Raw genomic sequence first — 21,315 nt, forward strand, 5'->3', positions numbered from 1 at the left:
CTGATTCGACCCCTGTCGAGGAGTGTTCGTGAACAAAGCGCTGACCGGTACCGGAGTTCTCGCGGCGAGCGTCTGTCTGACGCTCGCCTGTTCGTCGGGCGCGGGCGCGCAGCCCAGCCCTGACCTGCCCGAACTGCAGGTGACCACCGAGCTCGACGGGTTGAACAAGCCCTGGGACGTGGTCGTGGCGCCCGACGGCGCAATTCTCACCGGGGAGCGCAGCGGGCGTTTCGTCGTCAAACGACCCGACGGAACCGTCGCCGATCTGGCCGCGGACCTCGACGACCTGTATGCGCAGGGTGAGACCGGTCTGATGGGAATCGAACTGGCACAGGACTTCTCGGAGTCCCGAGCGCTGTACACGTGTCAGGGTGTCGAAGGCGAAGGGCTGGGAACCGGCAGCGCGATGCCCGGCAGTGCGGGCGATGGTGGGAACAGCATCGCAGTCTTTCGCTGGACCGTCGATCCGGAGTGGACCACCCTGACCCGCACGCAGACCGTCGTCGACGACATCCCCGTCGCTGCAACCGGTCGGCACGGAGGCTGTCGAATTCTGGCTGCGCCCGACGGCACTCTTTTCATCGGGACCGGTGACACGGCGTCGCCCAGCGTTCCTCAGGATCGAAACTCGTTGGGCGGCAAGGTTCTTCACGTGAATGCCGACGGTTCGGCGGCGGCCGATGCGCCAGGGCGCGTGTACACGCTCGGTCACCGGAACGTGCAGGGTCTGGCGTTCCAACCGGGAACCGATCGCCTGTACGAAGTGGAGCAGGGAACGACCCGCGACGACGAGCTGAACCTGTTGGTCGCCGGCGGGAACTACGGCTACAAGCCCGACCGAAACCCGTTGATCTACGACGAGTCGGTGCCGATGACCGACCCCGAACGCGTCCCCGGGGCGATCGGAGCCGTCTGGAGTTCGGGCGAGCCGACCATCGCGACCCCCGACCTCGCCTTCGTCGACGGTTCGGCCTGGGGTGAGTGGGCCGGTGCGGCAGTCATCTCCAGCCAGCAGGGACAGAAGCTGGTGTTCCTGAAGCTGACCGACGACGGCACCCAGGTCGCGCAGGAAGCCGTCGCACTCGAAGGGGAGTACGGACGACTCCGGTCGATGGAGCCGCTGGCCGACGGATCGCTCCTGTTGACAACGGACAACGGAAACGGAGACCGGGTCCTGCGCGTCACGCCGAGCCCCTAGTATTTCGGACCGCCCGGGTTTTCCGGACCGAAGGTGACGTTCGCTCACTCTGAGTGACCGTTGGACGCCCTCGCTCCGGAATCCCGCGGGACGCCAGGTGAGCGAATGACGCCCTCGGTCACTCAAAGTGACCGAGGGCGTCATTCGGTCCCGGGCGGGGGTCAGGGGCCGAACGGGGTCCGGTCCCGAGCGGGGGTCCGGACCCGGGCGGGGGTCAGGGGCCGAACGTGGGCACGGGCCGGAATGCCTGCGCAGCGTCAGGCCTTGCTGGGGTTCGCGGCTTCCTCTTCGTCGGTACCCGCTTGCGGGTGCCCGAGCATCGCTGCACCGAGGAGCTGTTCCGGCACCCCGAGTCCGTCGACGAGTTCGACGGCGTGCGGGCGCAGGGTTCGGCAGCGCTCGTTGATTCCGCGGGTCACGGCCTTCGAGCGTTCGGTGGACAGGTAGCGGTGCTCGATGAACCACGCCTTGTCCTCGTCGATGACCGACAGCGCGTACAGGTCGCACACCTGCTCGAGGATTTCCTTCGCCTTCTCGTCCTCGCACGACGAGATTCCGGCGACGAACGCCTCGAGGATGATGCGGTCGATGTGCGCGCTGGCCGCGTGCAGCACGTGATCCTGGACCGAGTTGAACGCGTCGAACGCGCTCATTTCCTTCGCCTTGCCCTGCAGACGGCGTGCGACGGTGGACAGCAGGTAGTCTTCGCGGTCTTCGAACATCTTGACCTGGGTGCCGCGGTTGAACAGCGAACCCTCTTCCTCGTTGTCCTGCCGGCTGTCGAGGATGGTCTGCATGATCGTCTGTGCCGCAGTGCGTTTGACGACGCGATCGCCCGCGAACTCCGCCGCGAAACGCACCCACTCGACGGGGCTCATGCTCTTGATGTCGTCGGCGTACGCGGTGAGAAGTTCTTTGGCGACGAGCTGCGTCAGAACGTGATTGTCACCTTCGAACGTCGTGAACACGTCGGTGTCCGCCTTGAGGGAGATCAACCGGTTCTCGGCGAGATAGCCGGCGCCACCGCATGCTTCGGGTGCTTCCTGGATCGCCTTGGTGGCGTGCCAGGTGTTGGCGGCCTTCAATCCTGCTGCGCGGGATTCGAGTTCGCGCTGCTCTTCGGCGTCGGGGTTGTCGGCCGTCTGCAGCTCGTGCAGTTTGGCGACCAGCTCGTTCTGCGCGAACTGCAATGCGTACGACTTCGCGATCAGTGGGAACAGTCGGCGCTGATGGACGAGGTAGTCCATGATCAGCACTTCCTCGTCGGACTTCGGCGCCGAGAACTGCCTGCGCTGCAGGGCGTATCGCGTCGCGATGTCCAGTGCGACGCGTGCCGCCGCTGCCGCGCTGCCGCCGACGGTGACGCGTCCGCGGATGAGCGTGCCGAGCATCGTGAAGAAGCGTCGGCTGGGATTCTCGATCGGCGACGAGTAGGTGCCGTCCTCGGCGACGTCGGCGTACTTGTTCAGCAGGTTGTCGCGGGGGATACGGACGTGGTCGAACATGATGCGGCCGTTGTCGACACCGGGCAGACCGCCCTTGTACTGACAGTCCGACGTCGTGACGCCCGGCAGGTCGTCGCCGTTCTCGTCGCGCAGCGGCACGAAGAAACAGTGGACGCCATGGCTTTCCGGTTCCTCGCCCGGACCGGCGGTGATCAGTTGCGCGAACACTGCTGCGACGGTGGCGGTTTCGGCGGCGCCGCCGATGTAGTCCTTGCGCGAGGACGGAGTCGGAGAGTGGACGACGAATTCGCCCGTCTCGCGATCGTAGGTGGCCGTCGTCTCGAGCGATTGCACGTCGCTGCCGTGGCCGGTCTCGGTCATCGCGAAGCAGCCGAGCAGGTCGAGGTCGATGAGGCGTCGGACATACGCTTCGTGGTGGCGTTCGGTGCCCAGGTTCTCGATCGCGCCGCCGAACAGGCCCCACTGGACGCCTGCCTTGACCATGAGCGACAGGTCGGACATGGCGAGCATCTCGATCATCGTGACGGCTGCGCCGACGTCGCCGGTGCCGCCGTGTTCCTTCTTGAAACCGTCGTCGGCTGCGCCGTGCTGCGCGAGCAGCTTCAGTTGCTCGAGCGCCTTCGTCCGCGCGATGACGGTGTTGGGTGTGTAGTGCGGGCGGAACTCGTCCCGGACGAGTTGTGCGCGGGCCTCGTTCTTCACGTCGCGCCAGCGACCGTCCAATGTGTTACGCAGATGCTCCGAGGTGGTTGCCATACTCGACGGTAACCTGTCGCGCGGTCCGATAAACCTACTTCGAGATCAGGACGGCCACAGGTATTCGCGGCCGAACGCGCGCACACGCGACCAGAAGCTGCTACGCCCGTACGGACCGTCGTGAAACAGCGACGCGCCGCCGTCCTCGATGGCTCGGGTCACGATGGGGCTGAAACCGTCGAGTTCGCGGATGAGGTGTTCCCGGAAACCATCCGGCCAGGAGTACCGCGCGGGTTCGTGTTGTGCCTCCATGCGCACCGAGTGTAATGCAGTGGTAACACGGGCGTTACACGATTCGCGGGCCGTTACGTAGGGTGTCGGACCATCGATACTTCACGGATACTTCGGATCGATGCCGACCACGTGTGGCATCCATATGGCGGATTCCCCAGCTCGACGACTCCGCTCGTCGTCGAGAGTGCGGACGGGGTTCGGCTGCGGCTCGCCGACGGCACCGAATTGATCGACGGCATGAGCTCGTGGTGGGCCGCCGTCCACGGCTACCGCCACCCCGTTCTCGACGCGGCCGCCCGGGACCAGTTGGGCCGGATGGCTCACGTCATGTTCGGCGGCCTGACCCACCACCCGGCGGCGCGTCTGGCCGAGCTGTTGGTCGCCATCACCCCGCACGGTCTGGAGAAAGTGTTCTTCGCGGATTCGGGTTCGGTGTCGGTCGAGGTCGCGGTCAAGATGTGTATCCAGTACTGGCGTGCGTGCGGTCGGCCCGGCAAGAACCGGCTGCTCACGTGGCGCGGGGGTTATCACGGCGACACGTTCGCGCCGATGAGCATCTGCGATCCCGACGGCGGTATGCACGCGCTGTGGACGAACGTGCTGACGCAGCAGATCTTCGCGCCGTCGCCGCCGCGCGAGTTCGACGCCGACTACGTCGTCGAGTTCGAGACCATCCTCGCGGCGCGGGCCGACGAGATCGCCGCGATCGTCGTCGAACCCGTCGTGCAGGGGGCGGGCGGGATGCGCTTCCACGATCCGCGGTATCTCACCGAACTCCGACGCATGGCAGACGAGCACGGCGTGCTGCTTGTTTTCGACGAGATCGCCACCGGTTTCGGCCGCACCGGCGCGTTGTTCGCTGCGGACCACGTGTCCGTGACGCCGGACGTGATGTGCGTCGGCAAGGCTCTGACCGGCGGATACATGACGTTGGCGGCGACGCTGTGCACCGCGGACGTGGCTGCTGCGATCAGCGCGGGCGAGGCAGGCGGACTGATGCACGGCCCGACGTTCATGGGCAATCCGCTCGCGTGTGCGGTGGCGGTCGCGGCCGTCGAGTTACTGCTGGAACGCGACTGGCAGGGCGAGGTCGCGGCCCTCGAGTCCGGATTGCGCGTGGGCCTCGCGGAGGCCGGTGACCTCCCCGGTGTGGCCGACGTCCGCGTCCTCGGCGGCATCGGCGTCGTCGAGATGCACGAACCCGTCGACATGCAACGCGCGACCGACGCGGCGATCCGAGAGGGCGTGTGGCTGCGTCCGTTCGGCAAGCTCGTCTACGCCATGCCACCGTACGTGTGCAGCGGAAACGACGTCGACGCCATCACGAGGGCGATGGTGGCGGTTGCGTCGACGGTTTGAACTTGAACACCGTTCAAGTATGGTCGCTCGCGTGGCGACACTCGACTGGCTGACCGACGCGGCCCAGCACCGACGGAACTCGGGGCTGCACCGCGTGCTGCGTGCGCGTACAACCGCCGATCGAATGATCGACCTCGCGTCGAACGACTACCTCGGCCTCGTGCGGCATCCCGACGTCGTCGATGCGGCCTGCGCGGCAACGCGAGCGTTCGGAACCGGTGCGACGGGATCGCGCCTGGTCACCGGCACCACGACGTTGCACGACCAACTCGAGCACGCCCTGTCGACGTTCATGGGCGCGGAGTCCGCGCTCGTCTTCTCGTCCGGCTACACCGCGAATCTGGCGGCGGTCACCGCACTGTCCGGCCGCGGGTCGCTCGTGTTGTCCGACGCGCACTCCCATGCATCGCTCGTCGATGCCTGTCGGTTGTCGAGGGCGCGCGTCGAGATCTACGACCGCACGGACCTGGCGCGCGTCGAACACGTGCTTCGGGAGCGTTCCGAGGAGCGCGCCCTCGTCGTCACCGACTCGGTGTTCAGCGCCGACGGTGAGCTCGCCCCGCTCCACGAATTGCACCGGCTGAGCAGAGCGCACGAGGCGCTGCTCGTCGTGGACGAAGCCCACGGGCTCGGCGTGCGAGGAACGGGCGGTCGTGGGTATGTCCAGGAGCAAGGCCTCGACGGGGCGCCGGACATCGTCGTCACGGCCACGTTGTCGAAATCGCTTGCGTCGCAGGGAGGCGTCGTGCTCGGCCCGGCTGCCGTCCGGGACCATCTGATCGACACCGCGCGGCCGTTCGTCTTCGACACCGGGCTCGCGCCTGCAGCCGTCGGGGCGGCGTCGGCTGCGTTGACCGTGCTGAGGAACGAGCCCGAACGAGCCGCCGCCGTGCGCGAGCGCGCCGACCGTCTCGCCGATATCGCGGGCGTCCCGCACTCGCAGTCGGCCGTGGTGTCCGTCGTCCTCGGCGACCCCGACACAGCGGTCCGCGCTGCCGACGACGCGCGCGAACAGGGCGTGCACGTCGGCTGCTTCCGGCCACCGTCGGTCCCGGTGGGGACGTCGAGGCTGCGGCTGACCGCACGTGCGACGTTGACCGAGGACGAGCTGAATCGCGTCGCGCAGGTCCTCGGCTCGATTCTCGATCGAGCAGCGGCATGACGGCTCTGATCGTGACCGGGACGTCGACGGATGTCGGAAAGACCGTGGTCACTGCGGCCCTGGCGGCGACGGCTCAGGCGTCGGGCAAGTCGGTTGCGGTGTGCAAACCTGCGCAGACCGGTGTGCTTCCAGGTGAGCCGGGGGACTTGGCCGAGATCGAACGGCTCACCGGCGTCGACCGGCTCCACGAATTCGCCCGCTATCCGGATCCGCTCGCTCCGAACGTCGCTGCGCGTCGCGCCGGACTGCCCGAGCTGGCTCTCGACGACGTGGCGGCGGGCATCGACGCGATCGACAGCGACCTCGTGCTCGTCGAAGGTGCAGGCGGCCTCCTCGTCCGGTTCGGCGACTTCACGCTGCTGGACGTCGCTCGGCGCCTGAACGTGCCGGTCGTCGTCGTGTGCAGCGCCGGGCTCGGCACGCTGAACCATTCGCAGCTCACGACGGATGCCCTCGCCGCAGCCGGCGTCCACTGCGCGGGGCTGATCATCGGCTCCTGGCCGGCGGACCCCGATCTCGCTGCTGTCACCAACCTCGCCGAACTTCCCGACGTCACCGGCGTGCCCCTGATCGGCCGCGTGCCTGCGGGCGCAGGATCGCGCACCCGCGAGAGCTTCGTCGCCGACGCGCCCGGATGGCTACGCCCCGTGCATGCGAATGTATAGCGCCTTCTGGTCGCTCCGCAGGCTTCGCTCCTACCCGCTGCACATTCGCGCGCACGTGCGGCGCAGCCGCCTCTCGCGCACGTGCGGCGCAGCCGCTTCCGTTTGCCCAGCGCTGCGCCGGGTATCCGCACCCACGACTACTAGGTTGGGGAGCGGACATGAACACAGCAGTCTGGATCATCATTGCGGTCGTCGTCGTTCTGATCGTCGTCGCACTCGCACTGGCGCTGTCTCGTAAACAGCAAACGGCCAAACGGGCCGAAGCGAATCGCATCCGTGAGAAGGCCGCCGAGCGGGCCACCGACGTGGAACGTCAGCAGGCCATCGCCGACGAAAGTGCGGCAAAGGCTCGTCGCGCCGAGGCCGACGCGGAAGCCAAGGCCGCCGAGGCGCGCAGGCTCTCGCTGCAGGCCCAGGAACACCAGGGGGATGCTGCAACGTCACGCGACGAGCTCGACGCCGAATTCGCCCGCGCGAACAAGGTCGACCCGGATGTGAAGACCGGAGGCCGGACCCAGGAACACGGGACCCAGGAACACCGGGTTCAGGAACACCACGGCCGCGATCACGCAGCACAGAACCCCGCCGCGCAGCAGAACCCCGCCGGCCCCGACGGCAGGCATGTCGACACCGGTCGGACCGATCGGAATCACGTCGTCGACCCGAATCACGTCGGCGAGCATCGCCGGCCCCAGTGATGTACGGACCGGGTCCGACCTAGAGGCCGCGTCGCCGCAACTGATTGCCCACCCGCCGCAGCTCGTTCTCAGCCTGGAGAACGAGCTCGGCGGGTGCGTTCGTTTGAATGGCTTCTCGTACTTCGCTTCTCAGCTTGTCGTACAAGTCGCAGAGATCGTCCGAACTCATTTCGGCGATCGACTTCTGTGATGTAGTCACGTCGATGACCTCCCGACACGGTCCGCCTGTGCGACACGAAATCCGTATCGCCGACTCATCCCAAACTACTCTCGGCAGCCGGACGTAACCAGGTCTCGGTAACCTGACATTTCGGACAGTGCGTTTCTCGATCGAAGGGCGCGTCATGAGCGATATGGAGAGGTTCGACGGCAGGGCCGACCGGATTCGCGTCGGAACTGCAGAACGTGAGGACACGGCCAGGTTTCTCGGTACGGCCATGGCCGAGGGACGACTGACGATGGCCGAGTACGAGCAGCGGCTCGACGCCGTCTGGACATCGTCGACGCGCGGCGAACTCGCCCGACTCACCGACGATCTTCCCGTCGAGAAGCCTGCCGATCCGCCCGCCGAGTCGACGAGCTCCAAGGAATGGCGGGAGTACTTAGACGAGTGGCGCTGGTGGTTCGGCGGCGCCGTCATCATGACCGGGATCTGGGGGTTCCAGTCGATCTCCGACGGCGAATCGAACGGGTACTGGCCCGGGTGGCCGCTGGGCATCTGGGCGTTGATCCTCGTCGCGATGATCTTCGTGCCGGACGACAAGGACGACGACGAGGACGAGAAGCGCTGAATTATTACGCCCTGTAGTTGGCGAGATCGGCAAACCTGGGACACTGGGTTTCGTGACTGTTTCCCCCGGCTACGAGCCCGAAGTTTCGGCCCAGCTCTTCGAGCGCGCAAGCGCTGTCATCCCGGGTGGTGTGAACTCCCCGGTGCGCGCATTCCACTCGGTGGGTGGAACTCCTCGGTTCATCACCGAGGCCAGCGGATACACGATGACGGACGCCGACGGAAACAAGTACGTCGACCTCATCTGCTCGTGGGGTCCGATGATCCACGGGCATGCACATCCGGCCGTCGTCGACGCCGTTCAGAAGGCCGCGTCGACCGGCCTGTCCTTCGGCGCACCGACCGAGCGGGAGATCGCGCTCGCGGAGGAAATCGTGCGCCGCGTGGGTCCCGTCGACCAGGTTCGGCTTGTGAATTCCGGCACAGAGGCCACGATGAGCGCCGTCCGGTTGGCACGTGGATTCACCGGCCGCACCAAGATCGTCAAGTTCTCCGGCTGCTATCACGGACACGTCGACGCGTTGCTCGCCGACGCCGGATCCGGCCTCGCCACGTTCGGGCTGCCGACGTCGCCCGGCGTCACCGGCGCACAGGCGTCGGACACCATCGTCGTTCCCTACAACGACCTCGCGGCCGTCGAAGCGGTCTTCGCCGAGAACCCGGACCAGATCGCGTGCATCATCACCGAGGCCGCGGCAGGCAACATGGGCGCGGTCCCGCCTGTCCCCGGCTTCAACGCCGGTCTTCGACGCCTGGCCACGGACAACGGCGCGCTGTTGATCATGGACGAGGTGATGACGGGCTTCCGCGTCAGCGCCGCCGGCTGGTACGGCATCGACGGCATCGCCGGTGACCTCTACACCTTCGGCAAGGTCATGAGCGGTGGCCTGCCTGCCGCGGCCTTCGGAGGACGCGCCGACGTCATGGCTTACCTGGCACCCGCCGGACCGGTCTACCAGGCGGGCACGTTGTCCGGTAATCCCGTCGCCGTTGCGGCGGGCTTGGCGAGCCTGCAGCTGGCCGACGCGGCCGTCTACGAGAAGCTGCAGAAGAATTCCGAGCGTCTCGGCGGCCTGCTCGGCGACGCGTTGACCGAGGCAGGCGTTCGTCATCACGTGCAGTTCGCAGGCACTATGGTGAGCGTGTTCTTCTCGGACGGTCCCGTCACCGACTACGCGGGTGCCAAGGCTGCGGAGACGTGGCGCTATCCGGCCTTCTTCCATGAGGCGCTCGCCCGCGGGGTCTACCCGCCGCCGAGCGCGTTCGAAGCGTGGTTCGTGTCTGCGGCACTCGACGACGCCGCGTTCGAGATCATCGCCGACGCCCTTCCCCATGCAGCCCGCGCGGCGGCCCGAGCAGAAGCAGGAACCAAGTGAGCAGCCCTGTGCCCAGCACATCCGACTCCAGCGAGACCCATCCGCATCAGGCGACGCGGACCATCGTGCATGTTCTGCGTCACGGGGAAGTGCACAACCCGAAGGGCATTCTGTACGGACGCCTGCCCGGTTTCCGGCTGTCCGTCACGGGCCAGTCGCAGGCTGCTGCGGTGGCCCGCGCTCTCGCCGGCCACGACATCACTCACGTCGTGGCATCGCCGCTGCAGCGCGCACAGGAGACCGCGGCGCCGATCGCGCAGGCCCACGGCCTGACGATCGCCGAGGACGCGAACCTGATCGAGGCCGGAAACGACTTCGAGGGTCTGCGCGTCTCCGTCGGCGACGGCGCGCTGCGTCGCCCGCGACATTGGTGGAAGCTGCGCGACCCGTTCACCCCGTCGTGGGGCGAGCCGTACCTGCAGATCGCGCATCGCATGCTCGCTGCCGTCAACGCGGCACGGGTCGCGGCCGTCGGACACGAGGCGGTCTGCGTCAGCCATCAGCTCCCGGTCTGGACGCTGCGACGCTTTCTCCAGGGCGATCGTCTGTGGCACGACCCGCGGCACCGTCAGTGCGGGCTCGCGTCGCTGACGTCGCTCGTCTACGAAGGCGACACGCTCGTCGACATCGTCTACTCCGAACCTGCGGGTGCCAGCGATCCAAGGGTCTCCGGTGCGTAAGGTTCTGGCCTCTGCTCTTGCTGTCGTCGCCGTCACCGCAGGCTGCGCGACGGGCACCGACGCGGTCGCGACGGGCGGCACGTTCGACTTCGTCTCGCCCGGTGGGCAGACCGAGATCTACTACGATCCGCCGTCGGATCGAGGCACCATCGGTGAGCTGTCCGGCCCCGACCTGATGGAAGAGGGCAAGACCACCTCGCTCGACGACTACGAGGGCAAAGCCGTCGTGCTCAACGTGTGGGGCCAGTGGTGTGGCCCGTGCCGCGGCGAAGCCGACGACCTCGAGCAGGTCTTCGAGAGCACCAAGGATCTCGGTGTTCAGTTTCTCGGCATCAACGTTCGCGACAACGCCCAGGACAAGGCTCAGGACTTCGTCATCGACAACAAGGTGACGTACCCGTCGATCTACGACCCGCCGATGCGAACGTTGTCCGCGCTCGGTGGTATCCCGACGTCGGTCGTTCCGACCACGATCGTGCTCGACAAGCAGCACCGCGTCGCCGCGGTGTTCCTGCGTGAGCTCCTCGCCGAGGATCTGCAGCCCGTCGTCGAACGAGTCGCGGGCGAGGAGTCAGGTCAGCAGTGAGCACGGTCCATCTGGCAGGGATAGGCGAGACGTTCCAGACGACGGCGTCGACGGGCCCTCTCGTCCTCGCGCTCGGCGTCTGCCTGCTCGCCGGTCTGGTGTCGTTCGCGTCGCCGTGCGTCGTGCCGCTCGTACCGGGCTACCTGTCGTACCTCGCGGGTGTCGTCGGCGCCGACGCGCCCGCGGTGACCGCGTCGGAAGCCGCGACGACGAAGGTTCGGACGTCGACGAAGCTACGGGTCGCCGGTGCCGCCGGACTGTTCGTGCTCGGCTTCACCGTCGTGTTCGTGCTGGCCACGGCGACGGTGTTCGGTGCGATTTCGGTGCTGTCGGTCAACCGTGACCTGCTGATGCGCATCGGCGGTGTCGTCACCATCGCGATGGGCCTGGTGTTCATCGGTCTCGTGCCTGCGCTGCAGCGCGACGTCCGGTTCGAGCCGCGTCGAATCGGCAGCCTCGTCGGTGCGCCCCTCCTCGGCGGTGTGTTCGCGCTCGGCTGGACGCCGTGCCTCGGGCCGACGCTCGCAGGTGTCATCTCGCTCGCAGCGGGAACCGAGGGTGCGACGGCGGCACGAGGCGTCGTGCTGATCGTCGCGTACTGCCTCGGACTCGGCCTGCCGTTCGTGATTCTCGCGTTCGGTTCGGCCAGCGCTCTTCGCGGAGTCGGATGGCTTCGCACCCATGCACGACAGATACAGGTGTTCGGCGGAATCATGTTGATAGCAGTAGGAATTGCACTCGTCACGGGTGCGTGGGACGTGTTCGTGGGCTGGGTCCGCGACGCTTTCGTGTCCGATGTGGTGCTTCCCATATGAGTTATACGACCAGCAATACGACGGACCTCGACGCCGAGCCGTCGCAGAACCCGCCGCGTCAGTCCGCGGGTGGACGCGCACTTGCGTTGGTGCGCAACACGTGGCGCAGTCTCACCAGCATGCGCACCGCGCTGGTTCTGCTGTTCCTCCTCGCGTTCGCGGCCATTCCCGGCGCGCTGGTTCCGCAGCGAAGCCTGAACTCGGGCAAGGTCGACGAATACATCGCAGCCCGGCCGACTCTCGGCCCGCTCATGGACAAGCTCGAACTGTTCGACGTCTTCTCCAGCTTCTGGTTCACCGCGATCTACGCGTTGCTGTTCATCTCGCTCGTCGGCTGTATCGTGCCGCGGTGCGTCGAACACGGACGCGCATTGCGCACCAAGCCCGTTCCGACGCCTCGCAATCTCGCGCGTCTGCCTCACCACCGCACCTACACGACCGACGAGTCGGCGGAGAACACCGCCGACAAGGTCGCGGCGCAGCTACGTGGGTGGCGGGTCGCTCGCAGGGGTTCCGGCGACACCGTGACTCTCTCGGCCGAGAGGGGCTACCTCCGCGAGTTCGGCAACCTCGTCTTTCACCTGTCGCTCGTCGGATTGCTCGCGGCGATCGCTCTCGGCAAACTCCTCGGCTACGAAGGCAACGTCGTCGTCATCGCCAACGACGGCCCCGGATTCTGCAGCACGTCGCCCGCGATCTACGACGGGTTCCGTGCCGGCCAGCTCGTCGACGGCACCGGCCTCGAGCCGCTGTGCATCCGCGTCAAGGACTTCAAGGCCGACTACCTCGACAACGGCCAGGCCGAGATGTTCACGTCGAACATCGAATATCAGGCGGGCGACGACCTGACGAACAACGTCTGGCGTGACGACACGCTGCAGGTCAACCACCCGTTGCGCGTCGCTGGCGACCGTGTCTACCTGCAGGGGCACGGGTACGCGCCGACGTTCACGGTGACGTTCCCGAACGGCGAGACCCGCACCGAGACCATCCAGTGGCAGCCGACGGATGCGACGACGTTCCTCTCCAGCGGCGTGCTGCGGATCGACCCGCCCGGCGGCCTCTATCCCGACGCGACCGAGCGTCGCAAGAATCAGATCGCGATCGAGGGACTGTTCGCGCCGACGGCGTTCTTCCACGGCAACCTGTTGTCGTCGAGCTATCCGGCCATGACGGATCCGGCCGTCGCCGTCGACATCTACAAGGGTGACACCGGTCTGGACACCGGCTACCCGCAGTCGTTGTTCTCGCTGAACAAGGAAATGATCAATCAGGGCAGGCTCGTCAAGCAGGATCGAGTGAACCTGAAGCCGGGGGAGACGTCGACGCTCTCCGACGGCACGACCGTCCGCTTCGACGGCGCCGAGGAATTCGTGAACCTGCAGGTCTCGCACGACCCCGCGCAGACGTGGGTGCTCGTGTTCGCGCTGACGATGATGGGTGGCCTGCTGGTCTCGCTGATCGTCAAACGACGTCGCGTCTGGGTCCGGCTCACCACGGAACCCGATACACGACGTACTGTAGTAGAGCTTGGCGGGCTCGCCCGTACCGATCAGGCGGGCTGGGGAGACGAGTTCGACAGGCTCTGCGAGAAGCTGATCGGTGACGTGTCCACTGCAGACCGGCCCACCGCTGACCGGACCAACCAGGAGAACTGACCGATGCCGATCAACGAGACACTCGCGCACTACAGCGATCTGTGCTTCGAATCCGCGTTCACGATCTACGTGCTTGCGTTCATCCTGCTCACCGCGCAGTACGCATCGATGAAGGCGTCGAAGGCGCAGGCGCGTGATCTGGTCGGCAGTGGTGCACCTGTCACGGCTAAAGATGTGCCCGGCCGTGTAGTCGAGACTCCGAAGCGCCCGATGTCCGACCGCCTCGCGGGCATGGGCTACGCACTGCTGTTCCCGGCGCTGGCGCTGCACGCGGCGTCGGTCGTGCTGCGTGGTTTCGCCACCGATCGCTTCCCGCTCGGCAACATGTACGAGTTCGTCGCGATGGCTACCGCGGCCGCGACCCTGACATCGATCTTGCTGCTGCGTAGGCGGTCCATGCGTCCGATGCTGGTGTTCGTGCTCGCTCCGGTCATCGTTCTGATGTTCCTGGCGGCGACCAAGCTCTACGCCGACGCGGCACCCGTCGTTCCCGCGCTTCGGTCGTACTGGCTGCCGATCCACGTCACCATCGTCAGCGTCGGCAGCGGCATCTTCCTTGTGTCGGGTGTGGCCAGCGTGCTCTTCCTGCTCCGCATCCGGAACGAGCCCGGACAGGAGGGCACCGGCTTCTGGGGTCGTTTCGCGTCCAAGCTTCCGGACGCCCAGGCGCTCGACCGGCTTGCGTACAAGACCACCATCGTCGCGTTCCCACTGTTCGGTGCGGGCGTCATCCTCGGCGCCATCTGGGCCGAGGCGGCGTGGGGCCGCTTCTGGGGCTGGGATCCCAAGGAGACGATGTCGTTCATCACCTGGATCGTCTACGCGGCGTACCTGCATGCCCGTGCGACGTCGGGATGGCGTAACACCCGTGCGGCCTGGATCAACGTCGCCGGATTCATCGCCATGCTGTTCAACCTCTTCATCATCAACATGGTCGTCTCGGGTCTCCATTCGTATGCCGGTCTGAACTAGCTGGTAGCCTCCGGCGTCGGGGGAGCAGTCGACAGCGATGGGGGATCGCTCGTGGCCGAACAGAAGACGACGTCGTGGCAATCGGTGGGCACTGGGGAGCCTGCCGCACCCGAGCCGGAACGCCTGCCGCCCGTCGTGCAGGCGTCGGCGCTCGATCTGACCAACGCCCTGCTGATCAAGACGGCCTCACCGCCGCCGCATTCGGGGTGGCGTCGGTGGCTGTACGAGGTCACCGGCCGACGCGTTCACGTCGGCAACAGCGCCCGCGACGAACGATGGCTTCGCCTGACCACGCAGGTCGACCGCCACCTCGTCGGCTGCTACCGCGTCTCGGTCCTCAGCCTCAAGGGTGGCGTTGGGAAGACCACGACGACGGCGACGCTCGGCTCGACGTTCGCAAGCATCCGCGGCGACCGCGTGATCGCCGTCGATGCCAATCCGGACCGCGGCACACTGAGTCAGAAGGTGCCGACGGAGACCCCCGCGACGGTACGAAATTTGTTGCGGGACATCGACGATCTGCGTCGTTACAGCGACGTCCGCGCGTACACGTCACAGAATCGGTATCGGCTCGAGGTGCTCGCGTCGGATTCCGACCCGGCAGTGTCGGACGCGTTCAGCGGCAGCGACTACGACCGCACCGTCACGTTGCTCGAGAAGTTCTACAACATCGTGCTCACCGATTGCGGAACCGGGTTGATGCACTCGGCGATGGACAGAATTCTCGCCGGGTCCGACGCGCTCGTCGTCGTCAGCTCCAGTTCGGTGGACGGAGCTCGCAGCGCGTCGGCCACGTTGGACTGGCTCGACGCGCACGGGCATCGGGAACTCGTGCGTTCGTCGGTCGCGGTCGTCAACGCTGTCCGCCCACGGGCGGGGAAGGTGGATGTACCGAAGGTCGTCGAACATTTCGAGCAGCGATGCAGGCAGGTCGTGATCGTTCCCTTCGACCCGCATCTCGAGGAAGGCGCCGAGATCGACGTGAAGCGACTGCGTCGCGGTACGAGGCACGCTCTGCTGGAACTCGCTGCCGCCGTCGCCGCCGGATTCCCGAGCAATCGACCGGGGGACGTCGAGCGAGCGCGCGAGGCCGACGAGTCGAGCGGCGGTAAGACGAGACCAGCCCGCGCGTGAGCAGCGGGCTGGTCTGTGTTCTTCGGTTGTCCCGCAGGTCTATTCGGTCGGTTCCGGTGAGCTGGTATCCGGGCCGTCCTTGCCGGAACGCTTCGCGTCACGGTTCATGCGCCACAGGAATTCAGGGTCGTCGTCAGGGCCGATCACCTTGCCTGCGGGCGCCTGACGCGTGGGTCCGAACGCCTTCCAGAACAACACGATCACTGCAATCAAACCGATCAACGCCAAAAGATAGATCACGACGCACCTCCTCATACGAGGGTAGCCGCGCAGGGGAGCCGTTGGCACCCTACGCGGCTCGCAGTTTCCTGAGAATTCGGCGCCTGCGTCGAACGGCGACCTACCGGTGACCGGCCTCGGTGGTGAGGGAGGTCAGCAGCTGCATCACCTCGGCCTCGCGAAAGCGACGGTGGCCTCCGGGAGTGCGAAGCGATCCGAGTCGTCCTGCATGTGCCCAGCGGGTCACGGTCTTCGGATCGACGTGGAAGAGCGCGGCTACCTGTCCCGGGGTGAGCAATGCGTCCTGAGCCTTGTGCAGTGTTGGTGCGCTCATCTTGTCGTGTCCTCCTGCATGCTGTGTCACGGCAGCGCGGAAACCGGTCGTTCTCGCTGCTCGTCGTCGGCCGTTGCCGTGACGTGAATGAAACAACTTTCGATGTCGGGCTCCATGGTGGCACTCGAACCCCTAGGTACTCGACTGATCTAAAGTTGGTAAAGGGGAGGTAATAGACAAATCGGATAAGTCAGGCGGTCCGAATCGGGCGCGGTCGGGGCGGTAACCTGGGGTTCGTGAACGAACGCAATGCCAAGCCCGTGCCCACCGCGACCAAGGGACAACTGTTCCGTGACGTCGCGCTTTACTCGGGAGCCCGGCTGTTGCTCGTCGTTGTCATCGCGGCCGCGATCATCGGCATCGGTCTCCTCGTCGGTGTCGAAGTGCCCGTTCTCGTCGCTGCGGTGTTCGCCGTCCTCATTTCGTTACCGTTGTCGTTGGTGCTGTTCAAATCGCTCCGCATCCGCGTCAACGAATCCATCGCAGGGGTCGACGAGGGCCGTCGCCGAGCCCGCGCCGAACTGCAAGCGAAGCTGCGCGGCGAGGACGGACAGTAGTGTCGCGCGTCGTCGACCACTCGGTGTCGCGTGAGTGGGTCGACAACGCGGTCCGGCTGATCGACGCCGACGCGCAACGAAGCGCGGACACGCACCTGCTGCGGTACCCGCTGCCGGGCGCGTGGGGGGTGCAGCTCTACCTGAAGGACGAGTCGACCCACATCACCGGCAGCCTCAAGCACCGGCTGGCGCGGTCGTTGTTCCTGTACGCGATCTGCAACGGCTGGGTCACCGAGAACACGACGGTCATCGAAGCGTCGTCCGGGTCGACGGCCGTCAGCGAGGCGTACTTCGCGCGGCTGCTCGGCCTGAAATTCGTCGCCATCATGCCGCGCAGCACGAGCCCCGCGAAAATCGCACTGATCGAATCCCACGGCGGGCGTTGCCATTTCGTCGACGACCCCGCGTCGATGTACACCGAGGCGCACCGGCTGGCGGCGGAGCCGCACTCGCACTACATGGACCAGTTCACGCACGCCGAGCGCGCAACGGACTGGCGCGGCAACAACAACATCGCCGAATCGATCTTCGACCAGCTCGGCAAGGAAGAGTCGCCGATCCCCACGTGGATCGTCGTCGGAGCGGGCACCGGCGGGACGAGCGCCACGATCGGCCGCTACATCCGCTACCGGCGTCATGCGACGCGTCTGGCCGTCGTCGATCCCGAGAACTCGGCGTTCATCGGTGGCTACGAGACCGGTGACGCGGGCTTCTCGACCGGCAAACCGTCGCGTATCGAAGGAATCGGACGGCCCATCGTCGAACCGTCGTTCGTCGGCCAGGTCATCGACCGAATGATTGCCGTTCCCGACGCTGCATCCGTCGCCGCCGCCCGGCACGCCTCGACGGTGCTCGGCCGACGCGTCGGCGGCTCCACCGGAACCAACCTCTGGGGAGCCTTCGGCCTGATCTCCGACATGATCGCCGCCGGGAAGAAGGGCAGCGTCGTCACACTGCTGTGCGACGGCGGAGAGCGCTATGCCGGAACGTATTTCGACGACGACTGGGTAGCAGGGCAGGGGATGGACCTGACCGGTCCGACGGCGACGTTGGAGGGGTTCGCTCGGACCGGGGAGTTCAGGGTCTAGGTCGTAGTCAGCCGTCCGCCGCGCAGGTTCCAGCAGATGCGCAGGTTGCAACCTGCGCGTGCGCTGCAACCTGCGCGGCCACGGGCTCAGAACGCCCGCTGCACCGTCAACGCGCGCGCGAGGTGATCACGCTGCTCGACGACCAGGCGCCGCAGCGCGGCGGGCGCCCATTCGTGCGCCGCGAGCCAGGCGTCGGCGGCGTCGGTCGAATCCTGCTGCGGGAACAGACCCACGACGAGGCGTCGGGCGATCTCGATACTGCGCGTCGACCACAGATCGGCGATCGAGGCGAAGTAGCGTTCGTCGTACGGTTCGAGCAGATCGCGACGGCCCCCGGCTCGGAATCCCCACACGGCCGCGTCGACCGCGTCGTTGGACAGCTCGTCGGAGTCGAACAGATCCGCCCATGCCGTGGCCTTGGCGTCGGCGTTCGGCATCGCGGCCGTCGCGGCGCGATGCGAGTTACGACTCGACGCCGTTCCGTCCGTCTGCAATTCGGCGTCGAGACGCGTCGGCGATGCGTTTCCGCGGGCGCTGACGGCCTTCAGCAGCATCCATCGCTGTTCGGGATCGAGGTCGATTCCTTCGATCGGCAGAGTGCCGTCCAGAACGCGGTCGAGCTGCCCGGATCGCACGTCGGAGCGTGACGCAGCGGCGGCGACGGCGCGCAGCCACACGATCTGAGCGTCGCTGCCCGGGTCCGCGGTTTCGAGCTGTGACCAGCACGTGGCGAGCCAATCATCGGCTGCCGCAACAGAATCGGCGAGGTAGTGATCGATCGCGTACTGAGCGTTGGCGACGACCGCCGCCAGAACGCCGACCTTGCTCTCCGATGCAGCGAAGCGCGACGCGATGTCGAGGTAGGTGCGCGGGTCGAGCTGCGCATCACGCGTCGCGTTCCACAGTGCCGACCAGATCAACCCGCGCGCGAGGGGATCGACGACGCTTCCCAGCGACGTACGAATGGTGTCGAGCGAACGGTCGTCGAATCGGATCTTCGCGTAGGTGAGATCGTCGTCGTTCAGGAGAACCAGTGCGGCGCTGGGAAGTTCGAGCGGTGTGAACGCGTCGACCAGGTCGATCTCGCGACGCGACGTGCGCACGATGGTGCCGTCGACGTCCGCGTCGTACAGGCCGACGGCGATGCGATGCGGTCGCGGGTCGGTCTGCTCGATGCCCGTGCCGGTGTAGGTCAGCGTCGAGACGCCCGTCGTCTGCAACCACGCTGCGGACCAGTCCTCCAGGTTCCGCCCGGATGCTGCGGACGCGTGCGTCAGCAAGTCTGCGAGAGTGGTGTTCCCGTAGGCGAATTCGGCGAAGTAGCGGCGTGACGCCTCGAAGAACGCATCCTCGCCGACGTATGCCGCGAGTTGCTTGAGGACGCTGGCGCCCTTGGCGTAGGTGATGCCGTCGAAGTTCAGTTTCGCGGCTTCGAGGTCCGGGATGTCGGCGACGATGGGATGCGTCGTCGGAAGCTGGTCCTGCAGATATGCCCATGCCTTGCGGCGGTTCGCGAAGCTGACCCACGCGTCGGTGAAGCGCGTGGCGTGTGCGGATGCGAACGCGCCCATGAAGTCGGCGAACGACTCCTTGAGCCACAGGTCGTCCCACCACTCCATCGTCACGAGGTCGCCGAACCACATGTGTGCCATCTCGTGCAGGATCGTGTTGGCGCGCTGCTCGTACTGCGCTTCGGTTGCGGCGGAACGGAACACGTACGACTCGGTGAAGGTCACGAGTCCCGGGTTCTCCATGGCGCCGAGATTGTACTCGGGAACGAAGATCTGGTCGTACTTGCCGAACGGGTAGGGGAAGTCGAACTTCTCGTGGAAGAAGTCGAGGCCCTGCTTCGTGATCTCGAAGATGTCGTCGGGATCGAAGTGCTCGGCGAGGGACTTTCTGCACAGTGCCCCGAGTTCGACGGTGAGATCGCTGCGCTGCCACACCGATTCGGCGCGGTGGTACGGGCCGGCGGCGATCGCGGTGATGTACGTGGAGATCGGGAGCGTCGGCTCGAACGTCGTCGTCGATCCGTTCGTGGTGCCGGTTCGGTTGGACAGGACCTCCCAGTTCTCCGGGGCCTGTACCTGGAACGTGAACGGCGCCTTGATGTCCGGCTGTTCGAAGTTCGCGAAGACCCGTCGTGCGTCGGCGGGTTCGTACTGCGTGTACAGGTAGACCTCGTCGTCGACGGGATCGACGAAGCGATGCAGGCCCTCGCCCGTCCGGCTGTAGCGTCCCACCGCGTCGACGACGACGGTGTTGGATTTGCCGAGTCCGACCAGTTGGATGCGCGCACCGTCGTACTCGACCGGGACGTCGGCACCGTCGAGGGTGACCGATTTGACCTCGGCGCCGATGAAGTCGAGCCAGGTGGCGGGGGTCGAGGCGTCGAACGTGATGGTCGTGCGCGTACCGAACGTGGTCGCCGAGTCGCCGACGGCGCCGCGCAGATCGAGTTCGACGCGATAGGTGACGTTGTCGATGTGGCGCGAGCGGCGGCGGGTTTCGGTCCGGGTCAGGTTCGCGGTGCTCATGGGTGAAACCTTACGTGCGCGCGAATGTATAGCCGGCTGTACATTCGCACGCACGTAGGGTGTCAACGTGGGTTGACGAACGCGTCCCGTCAACCTAGATTGACAACCATGACCGAAGCAACGACTCTCGCCGCCGCAGCAGGCAGTCCCGATCCGAGTGAGGGTCTGCGCGCCGTCCTCGCGCTGCGCAGGCTGCTCGAGCGGCTCGAAGCGATTCAGGTGACGAATGCGCGCAGGCAGGGATGGTCCTGGCAGGCCATCGCCGACGCCCTCGACGTCAGCAAGCAAGCCGTGCACAAGAAGCACAACGGGAGGTAGGAGATGTTCGAACGATTCACCGGCAGCGCGCGCATGGCAGTCGTCGCCGCTCAGGAATTCGCGCGCGAGCAGAAGGCGTCGAAAATCGAACCGGCACACGTCTTTCTGGGCATCATCGACACGGCGGATTCGTTGCTTCGGTCGGTGCTCGATGCGGAGGGATTCACCGTCGACTCGGTGCGGGCGACGCTGGCGGACGGTCGTGCGCTCGGCGACGACGACGCGAAGGCCTTGGAGTCGATAGGCATCGATTTGGACGCCGTGCGTGCGAGTCTCGAAGCGTCGTTCGGTGAGGGCGCGTTGGACCGACCGGCCGAGGAGAAGCGGGGATGGCTTCGGCGCACCGGGCACATTCCGTTCGCACCGGCCGCGAAGAAGGGAATCGAACTGTCTCTGCGCGAAGCCATTGCGCGCAAGGACGCCGAGATCCGATCCGAACATCTACTGCTCGGGTTGATCAGGGGAGCGGACGACAGCTTCACCGCCGTCGTGCGTGATCCGGGTCGGTTGCGTCGGCGGATCGCGGAATGGCTGAACAGAGCTGCCTAGGTGAGTGGCAATGTAGGCGGTCTCAAGCGGTCATCGCAACGAGCGTCTTGTCGTATGCCTTCAGAGGAGTATCCCATCCGAGGGTCCTACGGGGACGGTTGTTGAGTAGGTCCTCGACCTCGGCGAGCCGTTCCGGGGAGTGAACGGACAGATCGGTGCCTTTG

Annotated in this window: 23 protein-coding genes and 1 pseudogene; 17 read left to right on the forward strand and 7 right to left on the reverse strand. The window is 66.3% G+C overall.

What is annotated here, in order from left to right; all coding sequences use genetic code 11:
- Window positions 1-28: 28 nt before the first annotated feature.
- The gene (locus A3K89_RS15220; protein WP_068427499.1) at window positions 29-1,198 is read left to right on the forward strand and encodes a PQQ-dependent sugar dehydrogenase; all 1,170 of its coding nucleotides are present in this window, start codon (window positions 29-31) and stop codon (window positions 1,196-1,198) included.
- Between the two features lie 257 nt (window positions 1,199-1,455).
- On the opposite strand, the gene A3K89_RS15225 is transcribed toward A3K89_RS15220, so the two are convergent.
- Both A3K89_RS15225 and A3K89_RS15230 read right to left on the reverse strand, forming a co-directional pair.
- Window positions 1,456-3,420 carry an acyl-CoA dehydrogenase family protein gene (locus A3K89_RS15225; protein ID WP_068427443.1) on the reverse strand — a complete coding sequence of 655 codons (1,965 nt, stop codon included), beginning with the start codon at window positions 3,418-3,420 and terminating at the stop codon, window positions 1,456-1,458.
- A gap of 45 nt (window positions 3,421-3,465) precedes the next feature.
- Window positions 3,466-3,672, reverse strand: coding sequence for an inositol 2-dehydrogenase (locus A3K89_RS15230; RefSeq protein WP_068427444.1), 207 nt, complete (start codon window positions 3,670-3,672; stop codon window positions 3,466-3,468).
- Window positions 3,673-3,744: 72 nt separating this feature from the next.
- Here A3K89_RS15230 and A3K89_RS15235 point away from each other — a divergent pair, with 72 nt between their 5' ends.
- From A3K89_RS15235 to A3K89_RS15250, 4 genes are all read left to right on the forward strand, one after another.
- Window positions 3,745-5,013, forward strand: coding sequence for an adenosylmethionine--8-amino-7-oxononanoate transaminase (locus tag A3K89_RS15235; protein ID WP_068427445.1), 1,269 nt, complete (start codon window positions 3,745-3,747; stop codon window positions 5,011-5,013).
- Between the two features lie 19 nt (window positions 5,014-5,032).
- Window positions 5,033-6,175 carry an 8-amino-7-oxononanoate synthase gene (locus A3K89_RS15240; RefSeq protein ID WP_068427446.1) on the forward strand — a complete coding sequence of 381 codons (1,143 nt, stop codon included), beginning with the start codon at window positions 5,033-5,035 and terminating at the stop codon, window positions 6,173-6,175.
- Complete coding sequence (gene bioD, locus A3K89_RS15245) at window positions 6,172-6,840, forward strand: dethiobiotin synthase (RefSeq protein ID WP_068427447.1); 669 nt, start codon at window positions 6,172-6,174, stop codon at window positions 6,838-6,840. Before A3K89_RS15240 ends, bioD begins: the two co-directional genes overlap by 4 nt.
- 158 nt (window positions 6,841-6,998) lie before the next feature.
- The gene (locus A3K89_RS15250; protein WP_068427449.1) at window positions 6,999-7,538 is read left to right on the forward strand and encodes a hypothetical protein; all 540 of its coding nucleotides are present in this window, start codon (window positions 6,999-7,001) and stop codon (window positions 7,536-7,538) included.
- Window positions 7,539-7,557: 19 nt separating this feature from the next.
- On the opposite strand, the gene A3K89_RS25795 is transcribed toward A3K89_RS15250, so the two are convergent.
- Window positions 7,558-7,737 (reverse strand): hypothetical protein, encoded by a 180-nt coding sequence (locus tag A3K89_RS25795; protein WP_157105354.1) that lies wholly within the window; start codon window positions 7,735-7,737, stop codon window positions 7,558-7,560.
- A 145-nt stretch (window positions 7,738-7,882) separates the two neighbouring features.
- Between A3K89_RS25795 and A3K89_RS15255 the strand changes: the two genes are divergently transcribed.
- From A3K89_RS15255 to A3K89_RS15290, 8 genes are all read left to right on the forward strand, one after another.
- Window positions 7,883-8,329 carry a DUF1707 SHOCT-like domain-containing protein gene (locus A3K89_RS15255; protein WP_068427450.1) on the forward strand — a complete coding sequence of 149 codons (447 nt, stop codon included), beginning with the start codon at window positions 7,883-7,885 and terminating at the stop codon, window positions 8,327-8,329.
- A gap of 52 nt (window positions 8,330-8,381) precedes the next feature.
- On the forward strand, window positions 8,382-9,704 hold the full coding sequence (gene hemL, locus A3K89_RS15260) for a glutamate-1-semialdehyde 2,1-aminomutase (protein WP_068427451.1): 1,323 nt from the start codon (window positions 8,382-8,384) through the stop codon (window positions 9,702-9,704).
- The gene (locus tag A3K89_RS15265; RefSeq protein ID WP_371828808.1) at window positions 9,701-10,384 is read left to right on the forward strand and encodes a histidine phosphatase family protein; all 684 of its coding nucleotides are present in this window, start codon (window positions 9,701-9,703) and stop codon (window positions 10,382-10,384) included. Before hemL ends, A3K89_RS15265 begins: the two co-directional genes overlap by 4 nt.
- Window positions 10,377-10,970, forward strand: coding sequence for a TlpA disulfide reductase family protein (locus A3K89_RS15270; protein WP_068427454.1), 594 nt, complete (start codon window positions 10,377-10,379; stop codon window positions 10,968-10,970). Before A3K89_RS15265 ends, A3K89_RS15270 begins: the two co-directional genes overlap by 8 nt.
- Window positions 10,967-11,785 carry a cytochrome c biogenesis CcdA family protein gene (locus A3K89_RS15275; RefSeq protein ID WP_068427456.1) on the forward strand — a complete coding sequence of 273 codons (819 nt, stop codon included), beginning with the start codon at window positions 10,967-10,969 and terminating at the stop codon, window positions 11,783-11,785. The genes A3K89_RS15270 and A3K89_RS15275 overlap by 4 nt, the downstream gene beginning before the upstream one ends.
- Window positions 11,782-13,443 (forward strand): cytochrome c biogenesis protein ResB, encoded by a 1,662-nt coding sequence (gene resB / locus A3K89_RS15280; RefSeq protein ID WP_068427457.1) that lies wholly within the window; start codon window positions 11,782-11,784, stop codon window positions 13,441-13,443. Before A3K89_RS15275 ends, resB begins: the two co-directional genes overlap by 4 nt.
- Window positions 13,444-13,446: 3 nt before the next feature.
- Window positions 13,447-14,415, forward strand: a complete 969-nt coding sequence (gene ccsB / locus A3K89_RS15285) for a c-type cytochrome biogenesis protein CcsB (RefSeq protein WP_068427458.1) — start codon at window positions 13,447-13,449, stop codon at window positions 14,413-14,415.
- A gap of 84 nt (window positions 14,416-14,499) precedes the next feature.
- A complete protein-coding gene (locus A3K89_RS15290; RefSeq protein WP_068427503.1) occupies window positions 14,500-15,549 on the forward strand; it encodes a MinD/ParA family ATP-binding protein in 1,050 nt (349 codons plus the stop codon).
- Between the two features lie 39 nt (window positions 15,550-15,588).
- Here the strand turns inward: A3K89_RS15290 and A3K89_RS15295 are convergent, their stop codons facing one another.
- Complete coding sequence (locus tag A3K89_RS15295) at window positions 15,589-15,789, reverse strand: hypothetical protein (protein ID WP_068427459.1); 201 nt, start codon at window positions 15,787-15,789, stop codon at window positions 15,589-15,591.
- 100 nt (window positions 15,790-15,889) lie between these two features.
- Window positions 15,890-16,102: a BldC family transcriptional regulator gene (locus A3K89_RS15300; RefSeq protein ID WP_068427505.1), complete on the reverse strand. Its 213-nt coding sequence runs from the start codon at window positions 16,100-16,102 to the stop codon at window positions 15,890-15,892.
- Window positions 16,103-16,338: 236 nt separating this feature from the next.
- On the opposite strand from A3K89_RS15300, the gene A3K89_RS15305 reads away from it, so the two are divergent.
- Window positions 16,339-16,659 (forward strand): DUF4229 domain-containing protein, encoded by a 321-nt coding sequence (locus A3K89_RS15305; RefSeq protein ID WP_068427461.1) that lies wholly within the window; start codon window positions 16,339-16,341, stop codon window positions 16,657-16,659.
- The gene (locus A3K89_RS15310) at window positions 16,659-17,747 is read left to right on the forward strand and encodes a PLP-dependent cysteine synthase family protein (protein ID WP_068427462.1); all 1,089 of its coding nucleotides are present in this window, start codon (window positions 16,659-16,661) and stop codon (window positions 17,745-17,747) included. The genes A3K89_RS15305 and A3K89_RS15310 overlap by 1 nt, the downstream gene beginning before the upstream one ends.
- An 86-nt stretch (window positions 17,748-17,833) precedes the next feature.
- Here A3K89_RS15310 and pepN read toward each other — a convergent pair whose 3' ends face one another.
- Window positions 17,834-20,284 carry an aminopeptidase N gene (pepN, locus tag A3K89_RS15315; protein ID WP_068427467.1) on the reverse strand — a complete coding sequence of 817 codons (2,451 nt, stop codon included), beginning with the start codon at window positions 20,282-20,284 and terminating at the stop codon, window positions 17,834-17,836.
- 108 nt (window positions 20,285-20,392) lie between these two features.
- Between pepN and A3K89_RS15320 the strand changes: the two genes are divergently transcribed.
- Window positions 20,393-20,602 (forward strand): hypothetical protein, encoded by a 210-nt coding sequence (locus tag A3K89_RS15320; RefSeq protein ID WP_068427468.1) that lies wholly within the window; start codon window positions 20,393-20,395, stop codon window positions 20,600-20,602.
- Window positions 20,603-20,605: 3 nt separating this feature from the next.
- The gene (locus A3K89_RS15325) at window positions 20,606-21,151 is read left to right on the forward strand and encodes a Clp protease N-terminal domain-containing protein (RefSeq protein WP_068427469.1); all 546 of its coding nucleotides are present in this window, start codon (window positions 20,606-20,608) and stop codon (window positions 21,149-21,151) included.
- A gap of 22 nt (window positions 21,152-21,173) precedes the next feature.
- Here A3K89_RS15325 and A3K89_RS26845 read toward each other — a convergent pair.
- Window positions 21,174-21,315, reverse strand: a pseudogene (locus tag A3K89_RS26845) (IS30 family transposase); the annotation flags it as partial.

This window comes from Rhodococcoides kyotonense (genome assembly GCF_001645385.1).
GTDB classification, from domain to species: domain Bacteria; phylum Actinomycetota; class Actinomycetes; order Mycobacteriales; family Mycobacteriaceae; genus Rhodococcoides; species Rhodococcoides kyotonensis_B.

Coding starts and splice junctions, on each gene's coding strand:
- A3K89_RS15240 (WP_068427446.1), top strand. CDS start 5,033: ATGGTCGCTCGCGTGGCGACACTCGACTGGCTGACCGACGCGGCCCAG.
- A3K89_RS15320 (WP_068427468.1), top strand. CDS start 20,393: ATGACCGAAGCAACGACTCTCGCCGCCGCAGCAGGCAGTCCCGATCCG.
- A3K89_RS15250 (WP_068427449.1), top strand. CDS start 6,999: ATGAACACAGCAGTCTGGATCATCATTGCGGTCGTCGTCGTTCTGATC.
- pepN (WP_068427467.1), bottom strand. CDS start 20,284: ATGAGCACCGCGAACCTGACCCGGACCGAAACCCGCCGCCGCTCGCGC.
- bioD (WP_068427447.1), top strand. CDS start 6,172: ATGACGGCTCTGATCGTGACCGGGACGTCGACGGATGTCGGAAAGACC.
- A3K89_RS15300 (WP_068427505.1), bottom strand. CDS start 16,102: ATGAGCGCACCAACACTGCACAAGGCTCAGGACGCATTGCTCACCCCG.
- A3K89_RS15230 (WP_068427444.1), bottom strand. CDS start 3,672: ATGGAGGCACAACACGAACCCGCGCGGTACTCCTGGCCGGATGGTTTC.
- A3K89_RS15325 (WP_068427469.1), top strand. CDS start 20,606: ATGTTCGAACGATTCACCGGCAGCGCGCGCATGGCAGTCGTCGCCGCT.
- A3K89_RS15225 (WP_068427443.1), bottom strand. CDS start 3,420: ATGGCAACCACCTCGGAGCATCTGCGTAACACATTGGACGGTCGCTGG.
- resB (WP_068427457.1), top strand. CDS start 11,782: ATGAGTTATACGACCAGCAATACGACGGACCTCGACGCCGAGCCGTCG.
- A3K89_RS15255 (WP_068427450.1), top strand. CDS start 7,883: ATGAGCGATATGGAGAGGTTCGACGGCAGGGCCGACCGGATTCGCGTC.
- ccsB (WP_068427458.1), top strand. CDS start 13,447: ATGCCGATCAACGAGACACTCGCGCACTACAGCGATCTGTGCTTCGAA.